The organism is Lactiplantibacillus sp. 3062 (assembly GCF_055413545.1).
Map to the genome: position 1 here is coordinate 113,203 of NZ_JBVAYE010000007.1, position 26,938 is coordinate 140,140.

The following is a 26,938-nucleotide window of genomic DNA, read 5'->3' on the forward strand; positions in this document are numbered from 1 at the left end:
AACTAGGTGGTCTTTTTTGATGCTTGAAAACATCATTGATTTGTAAAAATGTCGATTTTGTGATTAGTTGAAAAGCACATTGGTTGCTGGAGTAACCGATGATTTAATCGAAATAATTGTGGGTAAATACGAGCTAAAATAAAGTCAAATAATTATACGATTTATATTATTTTGATTAGTAACTATCAATAAATATAACATTATTGTCTATAATGTCAATTTAAATTTAGAGATTGTCGAATATTCGCTTGTATTTATATGAGTTTCATGAAAATTCGTGAAAACTATTGCGTCGTTTGCAACTGGTTTTCTACAATAATGTCAATCGTTTAATAAAAGTCAGTCAAGAAATATTGGAGCGTGTGGAATGGAGCAAGTAATAACCTTTGATTTTATTGTTAAACTCATTCGTCAGTATTGGAAGGTATTATTGAGTTTAATGATTTTGGGCGGGACGATTGCAACAGTGGTGACTTTGTGGGTCATTCAGCCCGAATATCAAGCCAATGTTCAAATATTAGTTAACCGCAAACACAGTAGTGCGGGCGCGGATTTGACGGGCCAGCAAGCCGATGTGCAGATGATTACGACTTATAAGGAATTAATTACAAAACCAGTCGTGTTGAAGCCTGCACGGCAGACTTTAATGGCAGAAACTGACATTCGACGCTCACTTGAGTCGCTTAAGCAAACGGTCAGCGTGACCAGTACGGCCAATTCGCAGGTGTTTTCAATCGGTGTTCGTGATAAAAATGCGAAAGCTAGTGCAATGATTGCGAACCAAATTGCTGCAACGTTTAAAGATCAGGTCCAGCATATTATTAAGGTCAATAATGTAACGATCGTTGCACCCGCAGAGACGCCGGATCAGCCGGTAGCGCCTAAAAAAATCATCAATATCCTAATTGGTTTCGTGGGGGGGCTGATTTTGGGATTGGTGTATGCAAGTGTCCGAATCTTGTCCAATCGGCGGGTGCAGACACTCGAATACCTAGCAGATGAATTAATGCTGACAAGTCTAGGAATCATTAATCATCAACAGCCGGTCACAGCGACTCACGACCAACCGGCGATTAAACCACAGCCGGTGACGTCAGTTGTTAAAGCGGCAGTCAAACGAGTTTAACATAGGGGGGAACGGTTATGAAATTGAGGCGAAGAGTAGCGAATATGCATACCGGCATACAGTTAACAACTTTGACGGCACCGATGTCAGTCGTAACTGAGCAAGTCAAAACGATCCGAACAAATCTTAACTATGCGATGGTCGGTAAACCGTTGAAAACACTAATGATCACGTCAGCGATTCAGGGCGAGGGAAAATCAACGGTCGGCAGCAACTTAGCCGTGGAATACGCCAAGAAAGGCCTGCAAGTCTTACTTGTCGATGCTGATTTGCGGCGGCCGACGATTCATCAGACGTTTGCGATCAGTAACCAACGGGGAGTGAGTTCATGGTTAAGCGGGCAACTGACGGACGTGAACGAAGCCATTTATCCCGTACTTGATCATTTGTTTGTCATGCCGAGTGGACCTAAACCACCCAATCCAGCTGAGTTATTAGCCAGCGATAGAATGACCGAGTTTTTAACGGTCGCAACACGTAAGTTAGATTTAGTGATTGTTGATGCGCCGCCGATACTGCCCGTGACCGACGCTCGGATTTTAGCTGGTCAAGTGGATGGCACTGTCCTAGTCGTTCGCCAAAACTTTGTCGAAAAAGTTGCGGTGCGCCAGGCAGTGAGTGCCTTGAAGAATGCTCGCGCACAATTACTCGGGACTATTTTAAATGACGTGGACATTAAAACTCACGGTTATGGGTACGGCTATTATGGGACTGAGACCAACTGAGTATATTGACCTGCACTGTCACTTATTACCGGGATTGGATGACGGCCCCCAGCAGCTTGCTCAGGCAGTCGAAATGGCGCGACAAGCGGTGGCTGATGGCATTCATTACGTCTTGGCAACGCCACATCATCTAGATCGGCGTTATCAGAATACCGGCCTGGTAGTTGAGCGGGCCGTTGCCGAGCTCCAGGCCGAACTTAAGCGGCAACAAATTCCACTGACCGTTTTTGCCGGTCAGGAGGTCCATTTGAGAGATGATTTGGCGACGGCTCTGCCGCACTTGCTAGGAATTGATGTTGGTCGGCGCTATTTGTTACTAGAATTGCCACACGAGCAGGTACCTAATTACGTGGCGCAAGTAATCTTTGAGCTCTTACAGCAAGGGACGACTCCGGTGATTGCCCATCCAGAGCGAAATGCTCAGATTATGGCACAACCAGAGCGGCTCTATGATTTAGTGCAGCAGGGCTGTTTGGCACAGCTAACAGCGGGGAGTCTCGTTGGGCAATTTGGGCGAGCGGTTAAAAGTACAGCGCTGGAATTAGTTGAATGCGGGCTGGTCCAAGTGATTGCTTCAGATGCGCATTTGATGGCACGACGAGGATTTATGATGCGGGCAGGTTATCAGGCATTAGCACGGTTAGATAGTACCAATCCTGCATCTTTTGCAGTGAATGCAAGACTGCTACTGAACGGGGATCCAGTAGTGTTAGGGGAAGTCTTGCGACCAAATCAACGACGAAAATTTTGGCTTTTTTGAGAGGGGTAAATAGTTATGAAGGCATTGGTAACGGGAGGTGCGGGGTTCATTGGCTCGCACTTGGTTGATCATTTAGTTGAATCTGGCTTTGAGGTGGTGGTGGTAGACGATCTGTCAATGGGGGCCATCAGCAATATCAAGCATTGGGAACAGATTACGATATACGTCGCGGATGTCTGTGACGATAAATTCATGCAACAATTGTTAGCAGACGAACGGCCAGACTATATTTATTTTCTGGCAGCGATTGCGAGTGTGGCGGATTCGATTGAGCGGCCGGCAGAAACGCATGCTGTCAATCATACCGCGGTATTTAACTTGCTCGAACATATTCGCCAAATTCGCTTGCCTATTAAGCAATTTCTATTCACTTCTTCGGCGGCGGTTTATGGCAATCTACCTGAATTACCAAAACGCGAGGATTCGCGCGTCGCACCCGTGTCACCGTATGCTATTGATAAGTATGCGACTGAACGTTTTGTATTGGCATACGGTGAGTTGTACGATTTGCCGACCGTTTGTGTGCGGTTCTTCAACGTTTATGGACCGCGTCAGAATCCAAGCTCACCGTATTCGGGGGTTTTGTCGATTTTGACGGATTGTTTGAAAACACAGCGACCATTTACATTATTCGGTGATGGAACGCAGACCCGTGATTTTGTATATGTAAGTGATGTTATCAAGGCATTATGGTTGATTACAGAACATCAAGTGCAACATGAAGTGATCAATATTGCCAATGGCTTAGAAACTAGTTTAAATGGCATTATTCAGATGTATCAAGAGATTGCTGGTCAACAACTTGAAATCAAACGGGCCGAGCAGCGGGGTGGTGAAGTTGATCATTCAGTTGCAAGTATTGGCAAGTTGGCACGCTTAAATTATGAATCAGAGTGGCCGTTGAGAAGAGGATTAACCAAGTACTGGGAAGGGGAATGTGAGCATGCACGAAGTTGAGATTAATGAATCAATCGTGGCTGACGAACAACACTGTGAATTTATTAGCAAAATTGGTGTTCCGGTCACCGGCTGGAAGATGGATCTAAAGCGGTGTTTCGATCTAGCAGTCGGCTTATTGGGCACACTGCTCAGCGTTCCCATCGTAATTGTGTTTGCCATACTTATCAAGTTGACTTCTGACGGTCCCGTTTTCTACAAGCAGGCGCGAGTCGGTTGGATGGGGACGACCTTTGACGTGATTAAGCTGCGATCAATGTATCAGGACGCTGAGGCGCAGACGGGTGCGATCTGGGCACAAAAAAATGATCCTCGGGTGACGCCGGTTGGACGCTGGATGCGCAAAACTCGGATCGATGAGTTACCACAATTTTGGAATGTTTTGAAGGGCGATATGAGTTTGGTCGGACCTCGCCCGGAACGGCCAGAACTAACCGAACAATTCAGTGAACGCTATCCTGATTTTCCGAAACGGCTACGAATCATTCCTGGCATTACCGGCTATGCGCAGATCAATGGTGGCTATGATATTACACCCGGTGCCAAGTGTCAGTACGATAACTATTACATTGAGCACTTTTCGATTTGGTTTGATATCAAGATGCTGATGGGAACGGTTAGGGTGATTATTTCCGGGGATGGTGCGCGGTAGTGAAGATTGTTTACATCATTACTCAAGCGACTTGGGGTGGGGCCCAGGCGCATCTATATAGTTTGATCAAAGCGCAAGTGATGCGTGGCAATGCCGTTGCCTTAGTATACGGCGTTGAAGGACGCCTGAGTGCAAGCGTCGCGAAAGAATTTCAAGACGTGCAAGTTGTCAGAGTTGCCAGCCTGGTACATCCGATTGCACCGCTGAGTGATTTGAAAGCAATCTACACGTTAAGGAAATTAGTAAAAAATTGGCAGCCAGATATTATTCATTTGCATTCTTCGAAGGCTGGTATGATTGGGAGGCTCGCCACGATTAGATTGCCAATGAAAGTCATTTTTACGGTCCATGGCTGGGGCTTTACTCCTGGTGTCGGGAAGAAACGGCAGCTATTGATGAAAACTATTGAAAAAGCATTAAGTCGCCTGACAACGGCTTATATCTGTGTCTCACAGTTTGATTATGATTTAGGTGTCCAAAGTGGTGTGATTACTAGCGCCCATCCTGCTCGGGTTATTCATAATGGCGTGACCGCATTGGTGAGCGCAAAAAAGGTGAACAATACCGAGACCTTTGTATTATCGATGGCGGCACGTTTTGACGCACCGAAACGGCAGGACCTCTTGATTCAAGCACTGACATACCTACCTGAGAATCTGCCGATCGTGTGCCATTTTTTGGGTGACGGTCCTGCGATTGAAGCCTGTAAAACGTTAACGCACCAGTTGAACCTGGACGCTAAAGTGCGGTTTTATGGGGTGGTGGATAATGTGCAGAAATATTATTCTCAATCGGACGTCGGGGTGCTGATTTCTGATTATGAAGCCCTACCGATCAGTTTAGTGGAAGCTTTAGCTCAAGGTCTGCCAATTATTGCATCGAATGTTGGGGGTATTCAGGAATTGATTGATCATAATGGCTTTTTGGTCGCTAATGATACCCAACAGATTGCTGAAAAGATTCTGACACTCTATCAATCAAAAAAAATTGCTGAGGTCAAGACTAATTCCTATCAAGTATATCAACGACATTATACTGAGCATGAGATGCTTGAACAAACGCAGGCGTACTATTTGCGTTGCCTGGCCTAGGAGGGGCGAACGTCGATGACAAAAATCGTTCATGTCTTGTTTTCCGCCAAATTAGGTGGTGCTGAGCAGGTGGTCATTAATATTAGTCAGGGTTTGAGTGAATTCTATGATTTCACTTACTGTTCACAAGCAGGATCAATACAAGAAAGCTTACAAGCAGCCGGGATCGCGTATCAAAGTTTTTCACCGAAACAGCTTCTTAAATTTCGGCGTGCTATTCTGGCACTCCAGCCAGATATTATTCATGCACACGATTTCAAAGCGAGTTTTTTGGTCAACCTGCTTTTTCACCATGTGCCAATTATTATCCATATCCATCAAGCTCCGGCATGGCAGACTAGTGTGAACTGGAAAAGTTTGGCGTTTCAATATATCGGCAACAAGAGCTCACGGGTTTTATATGTTTCAGATTGGGCCATGCAATCGTATGTCTTCCATAATCATTTATCCAATACAGCGATTATTCCCAATGGAATCGACAGCTCACGGGTACGTCAACTGGCTACTGTCAGTACAACCACTGCATTTGACCTTTTGTTCGTGGGACGGTTGGAAGATGTCAAAGATCCGGCAAGATTTGTGAGAATTGCACATAAATTATTGGATGATATTCCTGAACTAAAGATTGGGATTGTCGGCGATGGTAGCCTGAGTACACCCATCGCTAAACAGATTGCAGCCACCCCGCAAATACGCTGGCTTGGTTTTAAAAGTAACCCTTACAAATACATGCGGCATGCCAAAGTTGTGCTGTCGACGTCCAAATCAGACGCGTTTGGATTGACCATGGTCGAGGCAGCCTTATTGGGTGCGATTCCGTTTGCCCCCCGCATTGGGGGCATCTCTCAAACGGCCGCAAGGGTAAATGGCCTGGTTTATGCGAGTGATGCTGAATTATTGGCAGTACTGACACGTCTCTTTTCGGATGGGAAATTTTATCAGGAAACCAAGGCTAAAATAGCAGCGGTCGATTTTAGTGACTATGAACAAAGGCAATTCATTCAGCGAATCCAGCAAGTTTATAAAGGAGTAATGGAACGATGACTGCAGTAAATCGTCAGATTGGTGGGCCATTCTTAAGACTAGGACTATTGATTGCCGGATTTTACCTGATTTACCAACCCAACTTTTGGAGCAGTAGTTATGTGCCCCTGATTGTTACACTGGGTATTACTGGTGGTTGCGTCTTGCTATTGTCGCCAAAGGACTTATCGATTGCTATTAATCGGCTGCACATTTTTGTGATTGGTGTGATGCTATCAGTGATTTACTTTGCGTTCAGGGCAAAGTTGGCAGGAAATGACCCCCGGGTGTTTCAAAATATTGTGATTATTTTGAACGTCGTTGCCTTGGTGTTATGGCTAGAAGTTCTTCGTAAGTATTTTAACGTGACAAGCGAAACGGTCTTGACCTGGATGCTATGGATGGTGGTCGTTCAATGCTTATTTGCTTTGGTCATGCTGGCAAGTTCGGGTATTCGCGCTGCAATTTTAGCAAAAACAGCCACTGGTATTATTCAGAATCAGTTTATTTATGGTGAACGTTTGTATGGAATCAGCAGTGATTACACATTTTTTACTCCAATCTATCATAGTTTGATGGGGCTAGTTGCGATATATCTGGGAATGAACCATGGCAAAAAGTATTATTGGTTCCTACCATTTTGTGTCTTTATTATCGTATTAAACGGCCGAACCGGCTTGATCACGCTGGCTTTTGGTTTTGCTTTGATGCTGGTCAAACGGATGCTGTCCAGTGTTCGAGGGCTGTTTCAAGTTGTGTTGATTATCATATTGAGTGTGACCTTTATCATATTGGGTTTAGCGTTTTTGCAATCCATCCAACCTGATACGTATATCTGGATCGTCAGTGGCTTCGAAGATACGTTTGCACTCGTCTTTGAAGGTAGTAAGCAGGGCAATTACGAACAACTGACGGGCTCGTTCTTGATGTTTCCGAGTCAGCTTTTAGACTGGGTGTTTGGTTATGGCGTTCGCGTATATGGTGGCAATGCCAGCAATATTTGGTTCGGAACGTCCGACATTGGCTTTATTAATGACTTATTTATGGGCGGCATCATTTACATGGTGCTACTGTACGGTACGATTATAGCCTCGTTGGCAGCTTGCCACAAAAAGTCTGGAAAGGTTGTTCGTGATAGTAAAATCTTTCTAGCCTTTGGCGTAGTTCTACTAATCGCAAATTATAAAGGTGAGGTTGCGCGCAGCGGCATGGTACTGACGGCAATGATATTCTTGGGGTATTTACTTTCAACTGAATTGAAGATTGAGGAGAAAAAATGGCAATCAGCGTAATTATGAGTGTATATAATGAACGACCTGAGCAAGTCCAGCAAGCGGTTGACTCGATTTTGAAGCAAACCTATTTGCCGAGGGAGTTTGTGATCGTACTGGATAATCCAGAACGGAGTGATTTAAAAGACTTGTTAATGGATTACGATTGCCGTGTGGAAATGATCAAACTAGTGTGCAATCCAGAAAACCTCGGCCTGGCCGCTAGTCTCAATAAGGCGATTGAGCTAGCAAGTAATGAGTTGATTGCGCGGATGGATGCGGATGATATTTCTGTCACTAATCGGCTCGAAGTGGAATTAGAGGCGCTAAAAACGCGCGATTTGGATTTAATTTCCGGAAATATTGCTTATTTTGATGAGCAGGATGAGGTTGTCGGTGAAAAATCGGCCATTCCCGAGGCTGAACCACTAATTCAAAAAATCCTGCCCTATGGTTCGACAATTATTCATCCCACCGTTTTAATGCGGAAAACGGCCGTCCAACAAGTCGGTAGTTACCGTTTATTACCAACGGCTGAGGACTATGATCTCTGGCTGCGGCTGCTTGCTAATGGATTCAAAATCGGGTCAATTAACCGCCGAGTGTTGAACTATCGGTTACGCGGTAATAGTATGACCAGCGACGCGTGGAAAACGTATCTGGTATCGCGCTATATTCAACAATTGTATGCGGAACGTAAACGGACGGGAGCAGACAGTTTCGGCCGCGGGATGTCGGCGTTAACAGACAAAATAAATGACGTCCGTGCCCAAAGTACGTTTAATCGTGGGCAAAAATATTTTACGATGGCGATGGCCAGTATGCGCAAACGAAAACTTGGGCAGGCCCTGGCTGCGTTAGTCCGCGCAATGGTGACATCCCCAGATAATTGTTACTATGTGATCAACTATTTACGTTTAAGAACGATTTGGTCGGTAAATGGGCGCCGGTATCGACAACAACCAAGTGATTGAACGTGTGCGGTGCTTATGAGATTTGTTATTAGTAAGCACGGGATGTGATGCTCAGTTCAGATCTATGAGAAAGGAATTTATGTTAGTCAGTATTAGAAATAAATATCGGCATTTGCCAAAGCAAGTTAAGGCCTCACTTTGGTTCTTAGTCTGTGCTTTTTTTGAAAAGAGTATTTCAATAATCGCAACACCGATTTTTACCAGGATAATGTCTGCTTCCGAGTATGGTCAATTTAACGTGCTGTATTCCTGGTTGACCATCGTCACCATCATCGTCTCGCTAAATCTGTGCTACGGCGTTTATACCCAAGGACTTATCAAGTTCAGCCACGATCGGCGTCGATATTCGGCCGCGTTACAAGGATTAACGGTTGTATTGGTGTTAACATGGACGCTAATTTATCTTGGCTTTCGTGATTTTTGGAATAACGTTTTTTCTTTAACGACGACGCAGATGCTGGCGATGCTTCTGATGGTATGGACCTCGTCAGTTTTTAATTTTTGGGCCGGTGAGCGACGGGTCGCCTTGCAATACAAATCATTGGTGGTGGTGACTTTGCTGGTCGCAATCGCCAAACCAGTAGTGGGCGTATTGCTCGTTGTGTATGCGAATGATAAAGTGACAGCTCGATTTTTAGGGCTAGCATTAGTGGAACTGGTAGGCTATACGGGCTTGTTTTTTGTGCAAATGTATCGTGGCAAAACGTTTTTCTCGCGCTATTTTTGGCGTCACGCATTAATGTTCAACATCCCGTTGGCCCCACATTATCTTTCACAAATCGTTCTGAGTAGTGCTGACCGGATTATGATTGCGAACATGGTAAATACGAAAAGTGCGGGCATTTATAGTTTGGCGTACTCACTTTCACAAATCATGATTTTATTTAACGTTGCATTGTCGCAAACGCTGAGTCCGTGGATATATCAAAAAATCAAGGATCGACGGGTGGCCGATATTGCGGGTGTCGCTTACGGTGCCTTAGTTTTAATTGCGGTTGTCAACCTGCTATTGATTGCATTTGCGCCCGAAATCGTTTCGATATTCGCACCACGAGCGTATGCTAAGGCGACCTGGATCGTTCCACCAATCGCAATGAGCGTCTTTTTTATTTTTGCTTTTGATTTATTTGCAAAGTTTGAGTTCTATTATGAACGAACATCTTTAATCATGATTGCCAGTGTTATTGGCGCAGTATTGAATGTGGCGCTAAATTATTGGTTGATTCCAATTTTAGGATACGAGGTGGCGGGATATACAACATTAATTTGCTATGTGATGTATGCGGTTGTTCATTATTGGTTTATGAATCGAATCTGTCGCGAAAAACTTGGCACGCTTCCATATGATCGCAAGATACTGGGGCTGATTACGCTCACTTTTTTGGCGGTTGGCTTTCTATTTTTAGGAGGCTATCACAGTGTTGTACTCCGTTATCTATTGATTTTGATAACGGCCGTCGTCGGATTTAGCAAGCGTGATTATTTAATGACCATTGTTAACCAAATGCTACGTGTGCGAAAACCAATCTAGCCGAATCGAAGTAGGGTGGTGCCGGTGTGACTGACCAGCTATAAGTAGTGACTAATCAAAAAGACGACAGCCTGAAAATTCGCTGTCGTCTTTAGTTTATAAAGTGGTTATTGTACGGACCCAGACCACGTCACGTTGCCGTGTAGTTTCTTGGTGGCTAACACGAAGCCGCGCAAACTTGTATTGTGGGGCATTTGTTGCCAAGCTTGAATAGCGGCGCTATTTTTGACTGGGGTGCCCCGAAAGAGCGCGATATTGGCGGCCGCCATGCCGCGGGCTAGCTGATTAACTTTAGCGCTTGATAGTTGCGTTTCGTCACGGTCCTCATATAACTGACTCAGTGCTGCGTTATAGCCAGCCGCATATAACACGTCATGATCGTACTTTTGATAGGCGCGCATCGCTTTATTACCACGGTGGTGCTTGATGTAAGCACTCACGTTTAACGGGGTCGCGTGGTACGTGGCCGTCCCGTTACTCTGGTTGATCTTAAGCGTACCGTAATAGTGAGATCCCAGTATCAGGGCGCCACTGGCAATATCAGTCAGTGACTGGTTCTTGACTTTGGTAGACTTGATATTTTGAGCATGAATATGGCCGCTGAGCGATAACTTGATACCCGCAGTGGTAAAGGCCTTACGGACATCTTCGGCATAACCGATTGTATAGTCCTGATGAATCACCGTGTGGTCCATTGTATTGTGATGTAGGACGGGAATGAGAGTCGCATGGGCTTGTTTTGCTTGCTTACCGACTTTAGTAAGCCATTGTAAGGTCCCATCGGTCAGGCCACCACCGACCGTTGAATTACCTTGTTGATAATTACTTTTATAAATGGCGGAGTTTAGCATTAAAAACCAAGTGTGTTTACTAGGTTTTACCAAATATCCCAATGAGCTTGGGTCAGTTTCACTGGCTTGGCCGTAGCCGGCCTGATGATAGATCTTCTTGAACTGGGTCGGGCTAGTCGCCTCGGTGCTATATTGATGCTTTCCTTTGAAGCGACGGGCGATGGGGTTGTTCAAGTCGTGATTACCGGGGACGACGTAGACGCGGATGTGCTTAGCAGTCAGTCGGCGAAGCTGCTTGGCAACGTACTCGTGACTGGCTTTTTCACCGTTGTTAGTAATATCGCCACTGATGAGCACAACGTCAGGCTTGGTGATTAACGCCTTAGCAATAAAAGCGCGAAAAATCGTCGCGCTGTATTTTAAATCCGCACCGGCATCGTTAGCCGCGTACTGCGTGAAAGCCTTACCATTATCATGCAGCCTGGGCGCAATGACATGGTCATCACTGATCACCATCGCTGTTAAGGTCTTGTGACTGACAGGGGGCAGGGTCATTTTAGTTTGTTTTTGGCAACCGGAAAGCAGCATCATACCGAATAATACACAGCTGATGCCAAAGATAGATTTTCGTAGTTTCATCAAACTCGTCTCGATTCTCGTTAACATAATCAGTATATTACTTTCATTATACCCGTTTTATTGCGGGGTTAGACGGCTGATTCGTTAATTTTGAAAACAAAAAAAGACGATCAATTTGATCGTCTTTTTAGATATCACATTATTTAGAAGCTTTAGCTGGTTTCCAGAGACCAAGGATAACCCCAGCGATAACGGCACCGATAATTGTGGCACCGATGTAGCCCCAGATATTCGTGGCGAGTAATGAGACCCAGAGGCCACCATGAGGAGCAGGGACGGCAACGCCCCAAAGTTGAGTTAAGCCACCGGCGATGGCAGCACCAATCACACTTGAACCGATAACGTGCAATGGGTCAGCTGTGGCGAATGGAATGGCACCTTCAGTAATGAAGGAAATACCAAGTAACCAGTTAGAGATACCAGCTTTACGTTCGTCATCCGTAAATTTCTTTGGCCAGAAGGCAGTGGCAATCGCAGTTGCCAATGGTGGAACCATCCCACCAGCCATAACAGCGGCCATTAAGTTCCCATGTCCAGTTGCGGTAAAGGCACCAGTTGCGAAGACGTAAGCGGCCTTGTTGAAAGGACCACCCATATCGATCGACATCATACCACCGAGGACAAGCCCGAGGAGAACGGCATTACCAGTACCCATTGAGTTTAGGAAGTGGGTAATCCAGGCGTTGATAACTGAGAAGATTGGGTTAACAACGAAGAACATTAGCGCAGCAATAATCAATAAGCCCAGAATTGGGAAGATCAGCATTGGCTTCATCCCGTCTAAGGATTGTGGCATGTTCTTGGTCCACTTCTTCATCCAAACAGTAATATAACCGGCTAAGAAACCAGCGGCTAAACCACCTAAGAAACCAGCGGGACTCTTAGCATTGGCGGTAATGGAGGCCGTGTAAACACCACCGTAAGCGCCAGTGTATACCGTGGCCATGAACCCACCAACGAACCCGGGCATCAAAGCAGGACGATCACCAATTGATTCGGCGATGTAACCGGCTAAAACAGGTACCATGAAGGCGAAAGCCATGTTACCAGCTTGGTTGAAGAAGGTAAAGGCTAAGCTCTTACTACCAACGAATTGCTCAATAATGAAGGAGAGGGCCATTAAGATCCCACCACCGACAACGAATGGCAACATGTGGGAAATTCCGTTCATGAGGTCTTTGTAAACTTCACCCCAAACACTACCATTAGCGCTGCCACCTTCATCGTCATCTGCAGCACCACCATCAGCATCGTGATAGACAGGAGCTTTACCGCTCAAGGCTTCTTGAACTAATTGATCGGCCTTGTTGATCCCGTCAGTAACGGGGCGGTTAACCAGGTGCTTACCATCAAAACGGGCCATCTTGACCTTTTTGTCAGCGGCGATCACAACACCGTCGGCACGAGCGATTTCATCGGCAGTCAATAAGTGCTTAACACCTTCAGAACCATTCGTTTCGATTTTGATGTCAACACCGGCCGCTTCACCGGCTTTGATCAAGGCTGCTTCGGCCATGTAAGTATGGGCGATTCCGTTTGGACAGGCGGTAACCCCAACTAAATAGGGACGTTTTTCGTCAGTGGTGGTGCTGGCAGCTGCGGCTTCTTTTTCGGCCTTGGCAGCTGCATCTTTGGCTTCCTTTTCTTCCTTAGCAGCCTGGGCATCACCGAAGAGTTGTTGAACTTCTTCAGGTGACTGTGCATTCTTAAGTTTAGCGACCAATTCAGGATCAATCAATAAGCTTGAGAGGGCGGCGAGGGCGGCTAAATGGGTGTTGTTGGCACCTTCAGGAGCAGCAATCATGAAGAAAAGATGAACGGGTTGACCATCTAACGCGTTGAAGTCAACGCCGGCCTTACTCTTAGCAAACATCACGGTTGCCCGGTTAACAGCCTTATCTTTGGCATGGGGCATAGCAATCCCGTCGCCAATCCCGGTAGTTGATTCGGCTTCCCGTTTGATGATGTCTTGCTTGTAGAGGGCCTCATCATTGATGATACCTTGTTCGGCATATTTATGAACTAACTCATCAATCGCTTCGTCCTTGGTCGTGGCGTGCATGTCCATGATCATGACATCTTTTAGTAATAAATCGCGGATATCCATGTTTAGTTAACAGTCCTTTCTTTAGTGAGCGAGTTTTTCAATGTTAATGAGTGGCAAAATTTCATCGATCTTGGCGCGGGTCGCAATGTCTTCTGAGAAGGCGGTTGCGGAGCCACAAGCTAAGCCGTAGCGGAAGCTTTCAACAGCATCGTGTGTTTTGGCGAACGTGCCGACAAAGCCACCAATCATTGAATCACCGGCACCAACTGAGTTGATTATCTGGCCCTTTGGTGCGGGACTAAAGTAGACCGCATCCTTGGTGATTAGGAGGCCACCATCGCCGGCCATTGAAATCAGCACGTGTTGTGCACCTTCAGCTAGCATCCGTTGGCCCGCTGCAATGATATCAGCCTGGCTATTAAACGTCGTGTGGTAGTAATCAGCAAGTTCGTGGTTATTAGGCTTCACAACGAGGGGGTGGCTGGGTAAAGTTTTCTTCAAAGCTTCACCGGTCGTGTCGATGACAAAGTTAGCACCAGCAGCTTCGACCTTCTGAATAATATCGTAGTAGAAGCTATCTGGTAAACTAGGCGCTAAACTACCAGACATGACGACCACGTCATTCGGCGTTAAATTGGCCAATTCGGTGTAGAAGGCTTCGATTTCTTTGGCGGTGATGTCCGGGCCAGCACCGTTTAATTCGGTCTCTTCTTCAGCGTGAATCTTCACGTTGATCCGGGTGTCATCGGCAATCGGTGTGAAGTGACAATCTAGGCCCTTGGCTTTTAAAGCATCACTGATAAACGTGCCGGTAAACCCACCGATAAAGCCGAGGGCCTTGTTGGGTTGGTCTAGGTCGTTCAGAATCTGCGATACATTGATGCCTTTACCGCCAGGGAGTTTCGCCGTGTGTGCTAACCGGTTAACACTACCGAGGGTCATTTGGGGTAGTTGCACCACGTAGTCAATTGATGGATTGACAGTAATGGTATAAATCATGATTGAACCTCCTGAATCGTAGTTAATGGTTGATACTGTTCGGCAACGCTTGGCGTGAGTTGGTCAGTGATGATGGTTGCACTGGATAAATCACCGACGCGCGCAAACGAAACGTGGTCGAACTTAGTGTTGTCAGCTAAGATAAAGCTTTCTTCACTTTGTAGAATTGCGGTTTTTTTGACGACCGCTTCATCGGGGTCGGGCGTTGTGAGCCCGAATTTTGGGTGGACACCGTTGATACCAAGAAAAACTTTGTTGAATCGGTATTCCTCTAACGATTTAACGGCTTCGGGACCAATCACGGCTTTGGTGGTGCCTTTCAAATTGCCACCAAGCAGGTAGGTTTGGATGCCCATGTCTGCCAAAGCGGAAGCATGGACAACACCATTAGTCACGACACGTAAGTTGTAGCTCGGATTTAAATGGTGAATCATGGCTAGGGTTGAAGTCCCAGCATCCAAATAAATGACGTCATCAACTTGAATGTTCGCAACGGCTTGCTGCGCGATATGGTCCTTGGCGTTAACGTTACGGGAAACCTTATCATTCATCGCGGGTTCCTCTTGGAGTGAGTTCATATACTTCGCACCACCGTGCACGCGGAGTAACTCGCCCTGTTCTTCTAGCTGTTGGAGGTCACGGCGCGCCGTGGACTCGGAACAACGAGTTTCAGAACAGATGTCCTTGATTTTAATAATGCCCTTGAAACGGATCGTATTTAAAATGTACTGTTGACGTTCTTCTGTAAGCACTTTCAAATCCCTCCGCATAATAATATACCTGTTTAAACGTCAAAATGCAACAAAAACCTTCAAAAACTGTCAAAATAATCCAAAACCTGTCATCAAATCGTCATTAGCATCCAAATAAAGATGATCTGTCTAATTAGGCGTGGAACTTTTGACGAAGTGGCCGAAGATTTGTATACTAGGTCAGGTATCTAATTTCGCACGATCGGATTTCGTAGATAATAATATAGAAGAAACGGGAGAAAAGAACATGTTTGTTGATCAAGTAAAAGTAGATGTAAAGGCCGGTAACGGTGGTAACGGCATGGTTGCTTTCCGCCGTGAAAAGTTTGTTCCCAATGGTGGTCCCGCTGGCGGTGATGGTGGTCGCGGCGGAAGCGTCGTATTGCAGGCTGACGAAGGATTACGGACACTGATGGATTTTCGTTATACGCGGAAGTTCAAAGCCGCAGCTGGTGGCAATGGAATGATTAAGCAGATGACAGGTCGTTCCGCGAAGGACACAATTATCAAAGTACCACTTGGGACAACGGTGACGGATGCTGAAACTGGTGAGTTAATTGGCGATATCGTCAATAAAGATCAGCGGTTAGTGGTTGCCAAGGGTGGCCGGGGCGGTCGGGGAAATATTCATTTTGCTAGCGCTAAGAACCCTGCTCCTGAAATTGCTGAAAATGGTGAGCCCGGCGATGAATTAACGATTCGAATGGAATTGAAAGTCTTGGCCGATGTTGGTCTGGTTGGTTTTCCTTCAGTTGGCAAGTCGACACTGCTTTCAGTGGTCACGAGTGCTAAGCCCAAGATTGCGGCCTATCACTTCACAACTTTAGTGCCTAATCTCGGGATGGTTCGTTTGGATGACGGTCGTGACTTTGTCATGGCTGATTTACCTGGTTTGATTGAAGGTGCGGCTAACGGGGTCGGCTTAGGGATTCAATTCTTGCGGCATATTGAACGGACGCGCGTTATTTTACATCTGATTGATATGAGTGGTGTAGAAGAAAACGATCCGTTTGAGGATTATCACAAAATTAATCACGAGCTGACGAGTTATGATCCTGACCTCTTGAAGCGGCCCCAAATCGTGGTGGCGACTAAGATGGATATGCCGGATGCCGAAGCTAATCTGGAAGACTTTAAGGCGAAGTTAGCGACGGATGATACGTTGCCAAACACGCCAGCCGTCTATCCGGTATCGTCGATTACACAACAGGGACTAAAAGCCTTGTTAGCCAAGACGGCTGATTTATTGGATACGACGCCACAATTCCCAATCAAGGGTGTTGACGACTTGAAGCACCGTGATTACACGACTGAAGCGGATGCAGACTTTAGCATTGATAATCCAGAACCGGGCTTGTTCGTCTTGTCTGGTGATAAGCTAGAACGGCTCTTTAAGATGACCAATTTAGATCATGAAGAAAGTTTAATGCGCTTTGCTCGACAATTACGTGGGATGGGTGTTGATGATGCCTTACGTGCAGCTGGTGCCAAGAATGATGATACGATTCAAATCTTGGACTACTCCTTCCAGTTTATGGACTAAACTTTTGTGACGACATAATTAGTTGATGATTGTCGTTACGACAGTCTGATAGGTAGACTAGTGATAAAATAATGAACAATCCAAAAACAGCGCCGTTAGAATTTTAACTAACGACGCTGTTTTTGAGCTGACGTGCGATTAGATGCTCAGCCAAACAGTAAGCGCTGCTGGCTTAAGCGATAGCCAAATAATCGGCGCGGGCGCGGTGGGGTTTGAATACAGAGCTGCGTTTGACCATCGATTTGGCGCGTCCGCGCATTGAACTGGTCGAGTGTCAGTGGGAGCGCGCTTTTTGAAGCTACTAAAACCAGCTGGTGATCGACGAGCGTAACACTTTGGATTGGCCAGATTTGATTAGTCGTTAGTTCCCAATACAGTGGTAAAGTTTGCTGTAGATCAGCGGTTGATAAGTTAAAGTCGATGAGTCGCATAACGGTTACCTCTTGTTCAGACGATTTGTAAGCAAGTATACGATAATCAATTGGGTTAAGCAAGATGGACTGAGGATTCATTTGCCGGCGATGACGGGTTGAATGAAAACGGTCACAACCCGTCATAGTCAGTTTGCCCGGAAAAGTGCATTTTTTGATTATAGATAACACCGGTGGCAGGCAGTCTTGGCGCGTGGAATCTTGAAACCAAGTGCGATAATTTTAGCCTGACATGTTAAAATAAAATGAGCAGCGTTGTTCGTGTTCTTCCTGTTAATTGTGAGGAGTCGCCCAACGTCGCTTGCTTTTTAGAATTGCGGTCGGTGAGCGCACGGTGTTGACCGGCCATGACTTTGCAGTGCTAACAATTGTGTATTGCCGCTAGATTCGGTAAAATAGTTAGCAGACTGTATAGATAGGACGAACAAAAATATGCAATTAGAATTTTTAGGTACCGGTGCCGGCTCACCGGGCAAATTTCGAAATGTCACTAGCACAGCATTACGACTATTAGATGAGCGAAATGAAGTCTGGTTGTTCGATGTCGGCGAAGGGACGCAACACCAGATTTTACGCACGACGTTAAAACCACGCAAAATTGCAAAAATATTTATTACCCATCTGCATGGCGATCATATCTTTGGCTTACCGGGGTTATTGAGCTCGCGTTCTTTTCAAGGCGGGGACGAACCACTCACCATTTATGGGCCAGTCGGTGTCCGCGACTTCGTTCAAACGGCGTTGCGGGTCTCTGGCACCCATTTGTCATATCCATTGAAGTTTCATGAAATCACGAAGGCTGAGACAGTTTTTGAAGATGCGACGTTCAAAGTAAGCTGCGAACCTCTGGATCATCGGATCGCTTGTTTTGGTTACCGGGTAGAAGAAGCGGACCACCCGGGTGAATTACAAGCCGATCGACTCAAAGCCCTGAACATTCCGAGTGGTCCCGTCTATGGTCAATTAAAAGCCGGCAAAACGGTGACGTTGCCTGATGGTCGGACAATTAATGGTCAAGATTACATCGCTGCGCCACAAAAAGGGCGGACGGTGACGATTCTCGGTGATACTCGGCGGACACCGCACGCGGTCAGCTTGGCACAGGATGCGGATGCTTTAGTTCATGAGAGCACATTCGGAAAAGATGAAGGTAAGTTGGCACATAACTATTACCATTCAACGAGTACCCAAGCAGCCCAGGTAGCCCAACAGGCCGGTGTTAAGCAGCTATTGTTGACCCATATCTCGGCTCGGTACACGGGTAAGTTGAGTAAGGAACTACAAAAACAAGCACAGAAAGTCTTTAGTCACTCGAAAGTCGTTCGTGACTTTGATGTAATTGATATTCCATTACCTGAGAAAGGTTAGGTCAAGTAAATGACGAACTTAGTGGGTAAAACTGTTTTGGTTACTGGCGCGTCTAGTGGACTAGGCGAGCAACTAGCCCTAGCTGTGGCGAGTCAGGGAGCCAATGTCGTCTTAGCCGCCCGGCGGCGAGAACGGCTAACACAGGTTGCTGATCAATGTCGTCTGTTATCAAAAGGGCAGGCCGTGGCGATTACTTGTGACGTGGGTCACGTGGCGGACGTTGATCACGTCTTTACGACCATCGATGAGCTATTTGGTCAATTGGATGTGGTCATTAACGCTGCCGGTTTTGGCGATATGACCACGGTGATCACCATGGATGCGCCGGTGATGGCGAAAATGTTGCGCGTCAATACATTGGGAACCATGTATGTTAGCCAACTGGCTGCGCAACGGATGGTCAAGCAACATGCAGGTGAAATTGTCAACATCGCCTCGATGGCTGGCAAAATCGCAACACCTAAATCAGCCGTTTATGCGGCTAGTAAGGCGGCCATTATTGCTTATGATAATGCGTTGCGCTTAGAACTCAAGGATGCTCATGTCAACGTATTGACGGTCAATCCGGGTCCCATTAAAACGGACTTTTTCAAAATTGCGGATCCCACGGGGCACTATTTAGACCGGGTCGACCAGCTGGCATTGAACCCCGTTAAGTTTGCTGAATTGATTGTAAGCAAACTCGGGCATCAACGGCGCGAACTGAATCGGCCTTGGGTGATGTCTGCAGCTAATTTAGGTTATCAGCTGGCACCCAAGCTCGGGGATTGGCTGACGGGGACGGTTTTTAATTTTAAATAGGGGATGAGTTTAATGAAGAATCAATGGCGGTTAGTGAGTGCACTAGTCATTGCACTAGTAGTGATTATTTTTGCAATTTTAAATGTAGAACCAGTTCGAATCAATTTTGGAATTACAGCAGTTCATTGGCCACTGATTTTGGTCATTGTGGTGACGTTGATCTTGGGTGTCATTACCGCAGTACTGATGGCGACGGTCAATGAATCTAAGGAACGGACAGCCCATAGTGAAGCTTTAGCAGCGGCCCAGGCTAAGATTGACAAGTTGACTGCCGAAAATAAGCAATTAACGTTGCGTTTGAATAATAAAGGTAAACAAAAACGAGCGGTGGCAGAACAACCAACCACGCCAGCGGATAAGTAAGTTGTTGAAAGGAAGGATGCCATGTTAGCGGCAAAGAAAAAGTGGGTGCCACGGTTAACAACGGCCATTGATGAAGCCGATGTTGATAAGTTAGCTGAGGCGGCCAGCGTGACCCCCTTAGTTGCCCGGTTATTAATAATGCGGGGCATTAATACGGCAAAAGAAGCCGCCCCATTCCTGCACGCGGATCAACAACCATTGTTGGACCCAACGACCATGCACGATATGGAAAAAGCCGTTGACCGCATTCAAGAGGCGATTATTGCCGGGGATCAAATTACCATTTACGGTGATTATGATGCAGATGGTTTAACAAGTACGTCAATTATGTATGAAACGTTGGACCAAATTGGCGCTAACGTGAATTACTATATTCCAGATCGTTTCAAGGATGGTTATGGGCCTAATCAGGCCGCTTTTGACCGGCTGATTGCGGCTGGAACGAAGCTGTTTGTGACGGTGGACAACGGTGTCGCGGGAAATGCGGTCATCAATCAAGTGCAGGAACAGGGCATCGATGTCGTGGTGACCGATCATCATGAGTTACCGACTGAATTGCCGCACGCTTACGCCATTGTCCATCCACGACATCCAGAGGGCAGTTATCCATTTGGTGGTCTTTCTGGTGCCGGTGTGGCGTTTAAAGTAGCGACGGCGCTACTTGAGGAAGTACCCGAGGAACTATTAGATCTGGCTGCTATTGGAACGGTTGCTGATTTGGTCAGCTTAACTGGTGAAAATCGGACTTTGGTAACGCTCGGCCTGAAGGTCTTACAGCAGACGACCCGCCCAGGCTTGGCCGCACTGATTCAAGAAGCCGGACTGATTCCCGATAAATTGACCGAGACCAATATCGGGTTTGGTATTGCCCCTCGGCTAAACGCACTTGGCCGTCTGCAGTCGGCGCAGAGCGGTGTAGAATTATTGACAACTTTGGACGATGAGCGGGCGACCGCGCTGGCCAAACAGGTCAATCAATTGAATGAAAAACGCCAAGGATTGGTCAAGACAATCAGTGCCAGTGCAATCGAGCAAGCACAGACGTCGGAAAATGAGGCCCGTCAAACCTTAGTTATTACCGGGCATGGTTGGCACGAGGGTGTTTTGGGAATCGTCGCGAGCCACGTGGTCGAAACGACTGGCAAACCAACCCTAGTGTTAAATGAGGATGATGGTGGCCGGCTCAAAGGTAGTGGCCGGAGCGTCGAAGCGTATAATTTATTTGCCGCGATCGACCCAGTTCGGGAGTCATTGGTGGCTTTTGGCGGTCATCATATGGCGGTTGGACTAACTGTCATGGCCGACCAGTTAGCAACGCTTAAAGAGGCGATGGAAGCGGCGGCGGGTCAGCAATTAGCAGACAATGCGCAAGTCAGTTTACCAATTGACGGCACGTTACCATTAGCTGAGGCAACCTTGGCAACTCTGGCAGATATTCAAGCGTTGGCCCCCTTTGGAACGGATAACCCGGCACCGTTGTTTGAATTAGTTCCAACGACTGTTCCGCAAGCACGCGCGATTGGTAGTGATCAGCAACACTTGAAATTACAACTGGGTGATGGCACCAATACGATTGATGCTATCGGTTTTTCGATGGGTACTGCCTTGCCGGCTATTCAGGCGAGTCCCACCGATGTGACGTTAGTGGGTGAGTTGAGTGAAAATACTTGGAACGGTCAGACGAAGCCCCAAATCATGGTTAAGGATATTGCAGTGACGGGGACCCAGGTGATCGACGCCCGGACGCAACATCTTTCGGCCCATTTGTTTCAAGCACCGGGGGTTTACCTCTTTTTCCACCAGCGTCTGTTGAAAAAAGTTGAACAGTATTTAGGTTCCCAAGCGCAAGCCGTATGGGTGGGGGATACGAAAACGGATCTGACTGCCGTGACGGCTAATCAAGCGGTCTTCATTGTCGATTGTCCTGACACGCTGGCGGATATGACCCAGGTACTCAGCACAATTGCGCTCGATCAGCTGACGCTCTACTTATATCGGCAAGAATCGGTTTATTTAACGGGAATGCCAAATCGCGCGCAGTTTGCGAAACTTTTCCAGTTTACCGCAGCGCACCATGATGTTGATATTCATCATCAATTAACATTAGTGGCCAAGCATCTGCATATTGAACGAAATTTGCTTATTTTCATGATTCAGGTGTTTTTTGAGGTCGGATTTGTTAAAATAAATGATGGTGTCATGAATGGCGTTTCGAATCCGGCAAAAGCGGATTTACATCACGCCCCTAGTTATCAGCTGCGCGAACAACAAATCGTTGCTGAAGAAACGCTTTTATATAGTAAATCTGCAGCGCTCCAAGTATGGGTGAAGAACCAGGCTGCGGTTAAGAATTGAAGGAGCTGTTAAGAACAAATGGCATTAGATTTAAAAAAGTATGTGGCTAGTATTCCGGACTATCCCGAACCTGGAATCATTTTTCGCGATATTTCACCACTGATGGCTGACGGGGAAGCTTACCGTGAAGCGACTGATCAGATCGTGCAATTTGCGCGTGATAAACATGTTGATATGATTGTCGGGCCTGAAGCACGCGGCTTTATCGTGGGTTGTCCAGTGGCCTATGAATTAGGCGTTGGTTTTGCACCTGCTCGTAAGAAGGGTAAGTTACCACGCGAAACGGTCAAAGCAACTTATGATTTGGAATACGGGCAGTCTGCACTTTATTTGCATAAAGATGCAATCAAGCCGGGACAAAATGTGCTAGTTACTGATGATTTATTAGCAACTGGTGGGACCATCTCAGCAACGATTCAAATGGTTGAAGAATTAGGCGGTAACGTGGTTGGGACGGCTTTCTTGGTCGAACTCAAAGAGTTGCACGGCCGCGATAAGATTAAAGATTATGATATGTTGAGCTTGATGCAATTTTAAAGCCAATATTAAAAGCTCCGAATGACGATTTATTAGTCATTCGGAGCTTTTTTGCTAACCCTTGTTTTGGTCGTTAGTTAGCTTGGATAGTCAGTGATTCTTTGGTAGCCAAGCCAAAAAGACTAACAATTGCATATTCTAATTATTGCCACTTTTCAATGAGTAGTTTAACCTGACGCTTGTCCGTTGACTGAGGATCAGGATCATTCTTTTCAGCATCGCCAAGCAATTTGATCAAATCTAAGCGCAACTGGTGCTCGCCTGCCGCTGAAAGGTTTAGGATCGCGTTACTGAAAAAAATGGCTGACTTGTCAGGTTGCTTGCGGGTCATCTCTTCCTGGTAGGCTTCGGTAAAGTCGTGGTTCAATAGCATGATCCATTGTAAAACTTGTTGGACATGGGCTTGAGTCCACGTACCGGAGATGTCAGTCAGATCAGTATCGAGACCATCAAGATCTGCTAATTCCTGTGGCGTCTCATGGGAGAGGTGGGCACTGGAATAGTAGTTTTCAGTTAGATTTTTAACCTGAACTTGATTAACGATGGTTAATAAGTCGGCATCCTGCATTTTATTGATGGTGTAGTACAACTGATTGTTGGGAATTTTAGTTTGGGCTGAAATTTGCTTAGTTGTTAAACCAGTTTTAGATTTGGTGGCCTTTAAGATAGCGGCCACCTTGGGATCGACCATTAACTTTGCAAACTGAGCCAGTGTGTTTTTGGGCATATTTTTCACCTCAATACTAGCTTAACCATTTGACAAATAGAAATCAAACGATTAAAGTTGCTTTATCATTTAAATTTATTTAAGCGATAAATAATATTAAATTGGAAGTGGCGTTATGAAAAATCTAGGCCGTAATCGAGCGTTTGTCACGTTAACAGTAGCTGATCTTTTTGAGACAATTGGTACCAGCCTATTTAACATTATTCTATTAACGTACGCGCGAACGTTTGCACAAGCAAATTTGATGGTTTCGCTAGTTTCGGTGGCTACTGTGCTTCCTGGTATTTTTGGTATGCTTACTGGTCGATTGGCAGACTCGCAAACCAATAAGCGGGGGTGGTTAGCAGGTTTGAAATTTGTTCAAGCGGCATTATATCTCGTGTTAGCGCAACTTATTACTGAAAAACAGGTCGGGTTGCTGTTGATTATTATTGTCATCAATTTGTGCTCAGACGTGTTGGGGATGTTGAGTGGCAGCCTCCGAATGCCATTATTACAAGCTAAAGTCGCGTCTGAGTTACAAGAAGAGGCCTTAGGGATCAACCAAGGCATCGGAGTGTTAATGCAGACGATGGGCCAAGCGTTGGGTGTCAGTCTATTGGCCGCAACGGGCGATTATCGTCTCGCGGGATATTTGAATGCAATCACGTTCTTGATTGCCGGTCTGGTGCTGCTGTCTGGGTATGAAACGCTAAAATTACCTTCCGCAACTGTCACCGTGACGTCGACATTTCGTCAACTGCTACGACAAGTGCGACAAGCAATGGAAGCGGGGGTGCACATGAACGTCTTGGCGCTATTGGGGAGCGTCTTGTTCTTGAATGCGGTGGGTGCAAGCGTCGATGCACTATTGAATTTATACCTGATTCACCGGGCGACGCAGTTACCATTTTCATTCGGAGTCGCAATTCTTGTGATGAATACTGCTGACGTATTTGGCTCGGTTGCAGGGAATTTGTTACATACAGGTTACTTTCAGAGGTGGACGTTTCGTGGTGTCATGTTAACTACCGTCGTGGCGTTTGAGGGTTTATTTATTAATCTGTTGTTTTGGCAAAACTATTGGGTAGTGGTTACAATCATGATGATTGGGGGATTTTGTATGGGACAAGCAAATCCTAAATTGATGGCGAGTTTATTGAAAGTGGCCGATCAAAGTATCGTTGGGAGCTTAGGCGGCATCATAAATTCATTAGCGACGATTTCGATTCCAATCGGCAGTGTTGGATTGGTCTTGTTGGATAATATCGTGAGCCCAGAAGCGGCTTATTTGACGGCCATGGGATTACTGTTTGCTTGTGGTGGTTGTCTGTTCATTCGCCGGTGACGAAAATTATAATTGTGTTATACAAACAGCTGCCACCATGCTAAAAAACCGCTTGCCCAGATTACCGGCAGGCGGTTTCGTTAGTCTCGAATCAGATTAAGCATTGTCAGTGGTCAAATCTTCGGTGATAAAACGAACTGCGGTACCATATGCGGCAACCGATTGCATATCCTGACTAATGGAGCCGGTGTCGAACCGCATCATCACAACGGCATCCGCACCCATGGCACTTGCATTATCGCGCAACCGATTGACCGCGACATCGCGCGACTCTTCGAGCATCTTGGTGTAATCCTTGATTTCGCCGCCAACTAGGCCCTTTAAGCCTGCCCCAATGTTACGGACCAGATTCTTAGATTGAGTGGTTAGCCCAAAGACTTCACCGATAACTTCATAGGGGTGCCCCGGAATATTTTCAGTGGTCGTGACCAGTAATTGTGTCATTGACTGAACCTCCTTTTAAAGATATTGTAATCATAGCATAATTCGTATTGAAATAGGCCAGCGGAGACTTTGATGAGTGGTCTGGTTTACAGGAAACGAAGGAGGCAAAATATGACAGCTTTAGAAAGAAGTTGGTTTGAAGAAGCGCAGCAATCCATGCACGGCTGGGACTTTAGTCATCTGGCTGGCCGGTGGCAGACTGCGGACTTACCGTGGGATTACGCTGCCCTAGTTCGTGAGCATCTAAGTGCCGATGATCGATGGTTGGATATTGATACGGGCGGTGGTGAATTGATGGGGCGTTTTAACCATCAGCCAGCGCGGACTGCGGTGACTGAGGGGTGGCAACCAAATATTGAGTTGTTGAAGCAAACGGTGGTTAAAAAGGGGATAACATTATATCCAGATGCCGCCGAACAGTTGACGGCCGTACCAAATTCGACATTTGATATTGTAACGAATAGTCATGGTGCGATGCCAGTGAAGCGAATTGCGGAAGTTTTAAAGCCGGGGGGCCGATTTGTGACTCAGCAAGTTGGTGCGACCAATAATTATGCGTTGTCACGATTCTTTGACGAGCATTACGAACCGGCGTATCCTGACAATCAGTTGTTGACGGTAATGGCTCAAATGCAGGCTGCGGGATTTGAAATTCTGCGGGCTGAGCAAGCCTACGCGGCACTGAGTTTTACGGATGTTGGCGCAATTGTCTATTATGCCACGGTGATTCCATGGGAGTTTCCGCATTTTGACGTGGCACGGATGCTTCCCAAATTACATCAGTTACAATCCTTACTGGCCATTAATGGTCGCGTCACGACGTTTGAAGACCGATTTATGATTATCGCTCGTAAACTGGCTCGTCGTGATTGAGGTTGCGAGGGGGCATATTAATCGGATTGGCACTTAACAAACGTAATCGGTTATGAATTGTAGCTTAAACGTTGGATTTGAGTATTCAGAGCTTGTACTTAATTGCGCACTGCCTATAATAGGCGTTATTCCAATCGGTTATTTCATTGGAATCACGAGTTAGGGGGGAGCGTCATGCGGATACGTCGACCGGTTCGGTTTTATCGCTCATTTTGGTTTTGGTTAAGCGTGATTTTTCTATGGGTCTCAACTGCCGGTTTTCCGAAGACTTTAGTGACAGTGGGGGATGTACTGTGCTATGGCATTTTATTTTTACTATCATGCGTGGGTATTCTTGGTTCGTTCTTTGTTTTTGGTCAAGCCGCACGTGAACAGAAGTAATTGGGTATCCGTTGGCAAGGGCTGACGGATATTTTTTGTGGATTAGAATGGTATTACTTGATTGATGTTGTTGATCATTATGATTATTTCAAGTGCCGATGTTTAATAAGGCATTGATGTGAATGAATTTGAATTGGCATTCAACAATTAAAGAAGCAGCTTTAGAATATGTTACTAAACCAATAGTATAGAAAACCTCTAGGTGGTTCAAGAAAGCGTTGATATTGAGTGCCAAAATTTTGGAGCAGGCAAGAGTAGCTCAAGTCTAAAACCTATTTTGTAATAGTAGTATCCATACCATTTCCAAACAGTATAGTAGGTAGCAAACCATGTTGATATTGACTTGTTTGATTTGAATTATATAAAAAACAAGAATCCCGACAAATCAATGCTTGTTGGGATTCTTGTTTTTACTGGCTGGTCTCTACTATTTTAATAAGGAGAGTACAG

At 46.0% G+C, this 26,938-nt stretch carries 26 protein-coding genes; 19 read left to right on the plus strand and 7 right to left on the minus strand.

Going from position 1 to position 26,938, the window contains the following annotated elements:
* The first annotated feature begins 367 nt into the window (after positions 1-367).
* The 10 genes from ACWQAU_RS10675 to ACWQAU_RS10720 all read left to right on the plus strand — a co-directional run bounded on the left by ACWQAU_RS10675 (position 368) and on the right by ACWQAU_RS10720 (position 10,110).
* Positions 368-1,126 carry a YveK family protein gene (locus tag ACWQAU_RS10675; protein WP_027821336.1) on the plus strand — a complete coding sequence of 253 codons (759 nt, stop codon included), beginning with the start codon at positions 368-370 and terminating at the stop codon, positions 1,124-1,126.
* A gap of 17 nt (positions 1,127-1,143) precedes the next feature.
* On the plus strand, positions 1,144-1,851 hold the full coding sequence (locus ACWQAU_RS10680; protein WP_003640787.1) for a CpsD/CapB family tyrosine-protein kinase: 708 nt from the start codon (positions 1,144-1,146) through the stop codon (positions 1,849-1,851).
* The gene (locus ACWQAU_RS10685; RefSeq protein WP_003644575.1) at positions 1,832-2,611 is read left to right on the plus strand and encodes a tyrosine-protein phosphatase; all 780 of its coding nucleotides are present in this window, start codon (positions 1,832-1,834) and stop codon (positions 2,609-2,611) included. Before ACWQAU_RS10680 ends, ACWQAU_RS10685 begins: the two co-directional genes overlap by 20 nt.
* 15 nt (positions 2,612-2,626) lie before the next feature.
* Complete coding sequence (locus ACWQAU_RS10690) at positions 2,627-3,568, plus strand: NAD-dependent epimerase/dehydratase family protein (RefSeq protein ID WP_003640785.1); 942 nt, start codon at positions 2,627-2,629, stop codon at positions 3,566-3,568.
* Complete coding sequence (locus ACWQAU_RS10695) at positions 3,555-4,220, plus strand: sugar transferase (RefSeq protein ID WP_003640784.1); 666 nt, start codon at positions 3,555-3,557, stop codon at positions 4,218-4,220. The genes ACWQAU_RS10690 and ACWQAU_RS10695 overlap by 14 nt, the downstream gene beginning before the upstream one ends.
* Positions 4,220-5,311: a glycosyltransferase family 4 protein gene (locus ACWQAU_RS10700; RefSeq protein ID WP_027822101.1), complete on the plus strand. Its 1,092-nt coding sequence runs from the start codon at positions 4,220-4,222 to the stop codon at positions 5,309-5,311. Before ACWQAU_RS10695 ends, ACWQAU_RS10700 begins: the two co-directional genes overlap by 1 nt.
* Before the next feature lie 15 nt (positions 5,312-5,326).
* Positions 5,327-6,355, plus strand: a complete 1,029-nt coding sequence (locus ACWQAU_RS10705) for a glycosyltransferase (protein ID WP_027822102.1) — start codon at positions 5,327-5,329, stop codon at positions 6,353-6,355.
* Positions 6,352-7,626 (plus strand): hypothetical protein, encoded by a 1,275-nt coding sequence (locus ACWQAU_RS10710; protein ID WP_027822103.1) that lies wholly within the window; start codon positions 6,352-6,354, stop codon positions 7,624-7,626. The genes ACWQAU_RS10705 and ACWQAU_RS10710 overlap by 4 nt, the downstream gene beginning before the upstream one ends.
* Complete coding sequence (locus ACWQAU_RS10715; RefSeq protein WP_027822104.1) at positions 7,611-8,579, plus strand: glycosyltransferase; 969 nt, start codon at positions 7,611-7,613, stop codon at positions 8,577-8,579. The genes ACWQAU_RS10710 and ACWQAU_RS10715 overlap by 16 nt, the downstream gene beginning before the upstream one ends.
* A gap of 79 nt (positions 8,580-8,658) precedes the next feature.
* Entirely contained in the window at positions 8,659-10,110 is a 1,452-nt protein-coding gene (locus ACWQAU_RS10720) for a lipopolysaccharide biosynthesis protein (protein ID WP_027822105.1), read from the plus strand.
* A gap of 107 nt (positions 10,111-10,217) precedes the next feature.
* Here ACWQAU_RS10720 and ACWQAU_RS10725 read toward each other — a convergent pair whose 3' ends face one another.
* The 4 genes from ACWQAU_RS10725 to ACWQAU_RS10740 form a co-directional block, all read right to left on the minus strand.
* Positions 10,218-11,540, minus strand: coding sequence for a metallophosphoesterase family protein (locus ACWQAU_RS10725; protein WP_003645646.1), 1,323 nt, complete (start codon positions 11,538-11,540; stop codon positions 10,218-10,220).
* A 139-nt stretch (positions 11,541-11,679) separates the two neighbouring features.
* Positions 11,680-13,647, minus strand: a complete 1,968-nt coding sequence (locus ACWQAU_RS10730; RefSeq protein ID WP_003640777.1) for a PTS fructose transporter subunit IIABC — start codon at positions 13,645-13,647, stop codon at positions 11,680-11,682.
* Positions 13,648-13,668: 21 nt separating this feature from the next.
* Positions 13,669-14,586, minus strand: a complete 918-nt coding sequence (gene pfkB, locus ACWQAU_RS10735) for a 1-phosphofructokinase (RefSeq protein WP_027822106.1) — start codon at positions 14,584-14,586, stop codon at positions 13,669-13,671.
* The gene (locus tag ACWQAU_RS10740) at positions 14,583-15,338 is read right to left on the minus strand and encodes a DeoR/GlpR family DNA-binding transcription regulator (RefSeq protein WP_003644567.1); all 756 of its coding nucleotides are present in this window, start codon (positions 15,336-15,338) and stop codon (positions 14,583-14,585) included. The genes pfkB and ACWQAU_RS10740 overlap by 4 nt, the downstream gene beginning before the upstream one ends.
* 247 nt (positions 15,339-15,585) lie before the next feature.
* Between ACWQAU_RS10740 and obgE the strand changes: the two genes are divergently transcribed.
* Positions 15,586-16,881 (plus strand): GTPase ObgE, encoded by a 1,296-nt coding sequence (gene obgE / locus ACWQAU_RS10745; protein WP_003644566.1) that lies wholly within the window; start codon positions 15,586-15,588, stop codon positions 16,879-16,881.
* Positions 16,882-17,027: 146 nt separating this feature from the next.
* Here the strand turns inward: obgE and ACWQAU_RS10750 are convergent, their stop codons facing one another.
* The gene (locus tag ACWQAU_RS10750) at positions 17,028-17,312 is read right to left on the minus strand and encodes a hypothetical protein (protein ID WP_003644565.1); all 285 of its coding nucleotides are present in this window, start codon (positions 17,310-17,312) and stop codon (positions 17,028-17,030) included.
* Between the two features lie 432 nt (positions 17,313-17,744).
* Here ACWQAU_RS10750 and rnz point away from each other — a divergent pair, with 432 nt between their 5' ends.
* Genes rnz through ACWQAU_RS10775 form a run of 5 tightly spaced genes read left to right on the plus strand, consistent with a single transcriptional unit; the run spans position 17,745 to position 22,736 of the window.
* Positions 17,745-18,680, plus strand: a complete 936-nt coding sequence (rnz, locus tag ACWQAU_RS10755) for a ribonuclease Z (protein ID WP_003640772.1) — start codon at positions 17,745-17,747, stop codon at positions 18,678-18,680.
* Between the two features lie 9 nt (positions 18,681-18,689).
* Positions 18,690-19,481 carry an SDR family NAD(P)-dependent oxidoreductase gene (locus ACWQAU_RS10760; protein ID WP_003640771.1) on the plus strand — a complete coding sequence of 264 codons (792 nt, stop codon included), beginning with the start codon at positions 18,690-18,692 and terminating at the stop codon, positions 19,479-19,481.
* A gap of 12 nt (positions 19,482-19,493) precedes the next feature.
* Positions 19,494-19,844 (plus strand): LapA family protein, encoded by a 351-nt coding sequence (locus ACWQAU_RS10765; protein WP_003644563.1) that lies wholly within the window; start codon positions 19,494-19,496, stop codon positions 19,842-19,844.
* A 21-nt stretch (positions 19,845-19,865) separates the two neighbouring features.
* Positions 19,866-22,199, plus strand: coding sequence for a single-stranded-DNA-specific exonuclease RecJ (gene recJ / locus ACWQAU_RS10770; RefSeq protein WP_027822107.1), 2,334 nt, complete (start codon positions 19,866-19,868; stop codon positions 22,197-22,199).
* Between the two features lie 18 nt (positions 22,200-22,217).
* Positions 22,218-22,736 (plus strand): adenine phosphoribosyltransferase, encoded by a 519-nt coding sequence (locus ACWQAU_RS10775; RefSeq protein WP_003640768.1) that lies wholly within the window; start codon positions 22,218-22,220, stop codon positions 22,734-22,736.
* A gap of 142 nt (positions 22,737-22,878) precedes the next feature.
* On the opposite strand, the gene ACWQAU_RS10780 is transcribed toward ACWQAU_RS10775, so the two are convergent.
* Positions 22,879-23,463 carry a winged helix-turn-helix domain-containing protein gene (locus ACWQAU_RS10780; protein WP_013355655.1) on the minus strand — a complete coding sequence of 195 codons (585 nt, stop codon included), beginning with the start codon at positions 23,461-23,463 and terminating at the stop codon, positions 22,879-22,881.
* Positions 23,464-23,578: 115 nt separating this feature from the next.
* Here ACWQAU_RS10780 and ACWQAU_RS10785 point away from each other — a divergent pair, with 115 nt between their 5' ends.
* Complete coding sequence (locus tag ACWQAU_RS10785; protein ID WP_027822108.1) at positions 23,579-24,790, plus strand: MFS transporter; 1,212 nt, start codon at positions 23,579-23,581, stop codon at positions 24,788-24,790.
* A 96-nt stretch (positions 24,791-24,886) separates the two neighbouring features.
* Here ACWQAU_RS10785 and ACWQAU_RS10790 read toward each other — a convergent pair whose 3' ends face one another.
* Complete coding sequence (locus ACWQAU_RS10790; RefSeq protein ID WP_003640765.1) at positions 24,887-25,234, minus strand: heavy metal-binding domain-containing protein; 348 nt, start codon at positions 25,232-25,234, stop codon at positions 24,887-24,889.
* A gap of 111 nt (positions 25,235-25,345) precedes the next feature.
* On the opposite strand from ACWQAU_RS10790, the gene ACWQAU_RS10795 reads away from it, so the two are divergent.
* Both ACWQAU_RS10795 and ACWQAU_RS10800 read left to right on the plus strand, forming a co-directional pair.
* Entirely contained in the window at positions 25,346-26,107 is a 762-nt protein-coding gene (locus tag ACWQAU_RS10795; RefSeq protein ID WP_027822109.1) for a class I SAM-dependent methyltransferase, read from the plus strand.
* Positions 26,108-26,281: 174 nt separating this feature from the next.
* Positions 26,282-26,488: a hypothetical protein gene (locus ACWQAU_RS10800; protein WP_003640763.1), complete on the plus strand. Its 207-nt coding sequence runs from the start codon at positions 26,282-26,284 to the stop codon at positions 26,486-26,488.
* Positions 26,489-26,938 lie beyond the last annotated feature (450 nt).

Excerpts from the sequence above, each read along its gene's own strand:
- ACWQAU_RS10680 (WP_003640787.1), top strand. The coding sequence starts at position 1,144 with ATGAAATTGAGGCGAAGAGTAGCGAATATGCATACCGGCATACAGTTA.
- ACWQAU_RS10715 (WP_027822104.1), top strand. The coding sequence starts at position 7,611 with ATGGCAATCAGCGTAATTATGAGTGTATATAATGAACGACCTGAGCAA.
- ACWQAU_RS10720 (WP_027822105.1), top strand. The coding sequence starts at position 8,659 with ATGTTAGTCAGTATTAGAAATAAATATCGGCATTTGCCAAAGCAAGTT.
- ACWQAU_RS10775 (WP_003640768.1), top strand. The coding sequence starts at position 22,218 with ATGGCATTAGATTTAAAAAAGTATGTGGCTAGTATTCCGGACTATCCC.
- ACWQAU_RS10800 (WP_003640763.1), top strand. The coding sequence starts at position 26,282 with ATGCGGATACGTCGACCGGTTCGGTTTTATCGCTCATTTTGGTTTTGG.
- ACWQAU_RS10725 (WP_003645646.1), bottom strand. The coding sequence starts at position 11,540 with ATGAAACTACGAAAATCTATCTTTGGCATCAGCTGTGTATTATTCGGT.
- ACWQAU_RS10675 (WP_027821336.1), top strand. The coding sequence starts at position 368 with ATGGAGCAAGTAATAACCTTTGATTTTATTGTTAAACTCATTCGTCAG.
- pfkB (WP_027822106.1), bottom strand. The coding sequence starts at position 14,586 with ATGATTTATACCATTACTGTCAATCCATCAATTGACTACGTGGTGCAA.
- ACWQAU_RS10730 (WP_003640777.1), bottom strand. The coding sequence starts at position 13,647 with ATGGATATCCGCGATTTATTACTAAAAGATGTCATGATCATGGACATG.
- ACWQAU_RS10695 (WP_003640784.1), top strand. The coding sequence starts at position 3,555 with ATGCACGAAGTTGAGATTAATGAATCAATCGTGGCTGACGAACAACAC.
- ACWQAU_RS10685 (WP_003644575.1), top strand. The coding sequence starts at position 1,832 with ATGGGACTGAGACCAACTGAGTATATTGACCTGCACTGTCACTTATTA.
- ACWQAU_RS10750 (WP_003644565.1), bottom strand. The coding sequence starts at position 17,312 with ATGCGACTCATCGACTTTAACTTATCAACCGCTGATCTACAGCAAACT.
- ACWQAU_RS10705 (WP_027822102.1), top strand. The coding sequence starts at position 5,327 with ATGACAAAAATCGTTCATGTCTTGTTTTCCGCCAAATTAGGTGGTGCT.
- ACWQAU_RS10760 (WP_003640771.1), top strand. The coding sequence starts at position 18,690 with ATGACGAACTTAGTGGGTAAAACTGTTTTGGTTACTGGCGCGTCTAGT.
- ACWQAU_RS10710 (WP_027822103.1), top strand. The coding sequence starts at position 6,352 with ATGACTGCAGTAAATCGTCAGATTGGTGGGCCATTCTTAAGACTAGGA.
- ACWQAU_RS10690 (WP_003640785.1), top strand. The coding sequence starts at position 2,627 with ATGAAGGCATTGGTAACGGGAGGTGCGGGGTTCATTGGCTCGCACTTG.
- ACWQAU_RS10780 (WP_013355655.1), bottom strand. The coding sequence starts at position 23,463 with ATGCCCAAAAACACACTGGCTCAGTTTGCAAAGTTAATGGTCGATCCC.
- obgE (WP_003644566.1), top strand. The coding sequence starts at position 15,586 with ATGTTTGTTGATCAAGTAAAAGTAGATGTAAAGGCCGGTAACGGTGGT.
- recJ (WP_027822107.1), top strand. The coding sequence starts at position 19,866 with ATGTTAGCGGCAAAGAAAAAGTGGGTGCCACGGTTAACAACGGCCATT.
- rnz (WP_003640772.1), top strand. The coding sequence starts at position 17,745 with ATGCAATTAGAATTTTTAGGTACCGGTGCCGGCTCACCGGGCAAATTT.
- ACWQAU_RS10795 (WP_027822109.1), top strand. The coding sequence starts at position 25,346 with ATGACAGCTTTAGAAAGAAGTTGGTTTGAAGAAGCGCAGCAATCCATG.
- ACWQAU_RS10785 (WP_027822108.1), top strand. The coding sequence starts at position 23,579 with ATGAAAAATCTAGGCCGTAATCGAGCGTTTGTCACGTTAACAGTAGCT.
- ACWQAU_RS10790 (WP_003640765.1), bottom strand. The coding sequence starts at position 25,234 with ATGACACAATTACTGGTCACGACCACTGAAAATATTCCGGGGCACCCC.
- ACWQAU_RS10765 (WP_003644563.1), top strand. The coding sequence starts at position 19,494 with ATGAAGAATCAATGGCGGTTAGTGAGTGCACTAGTCATTGCACTAGTA.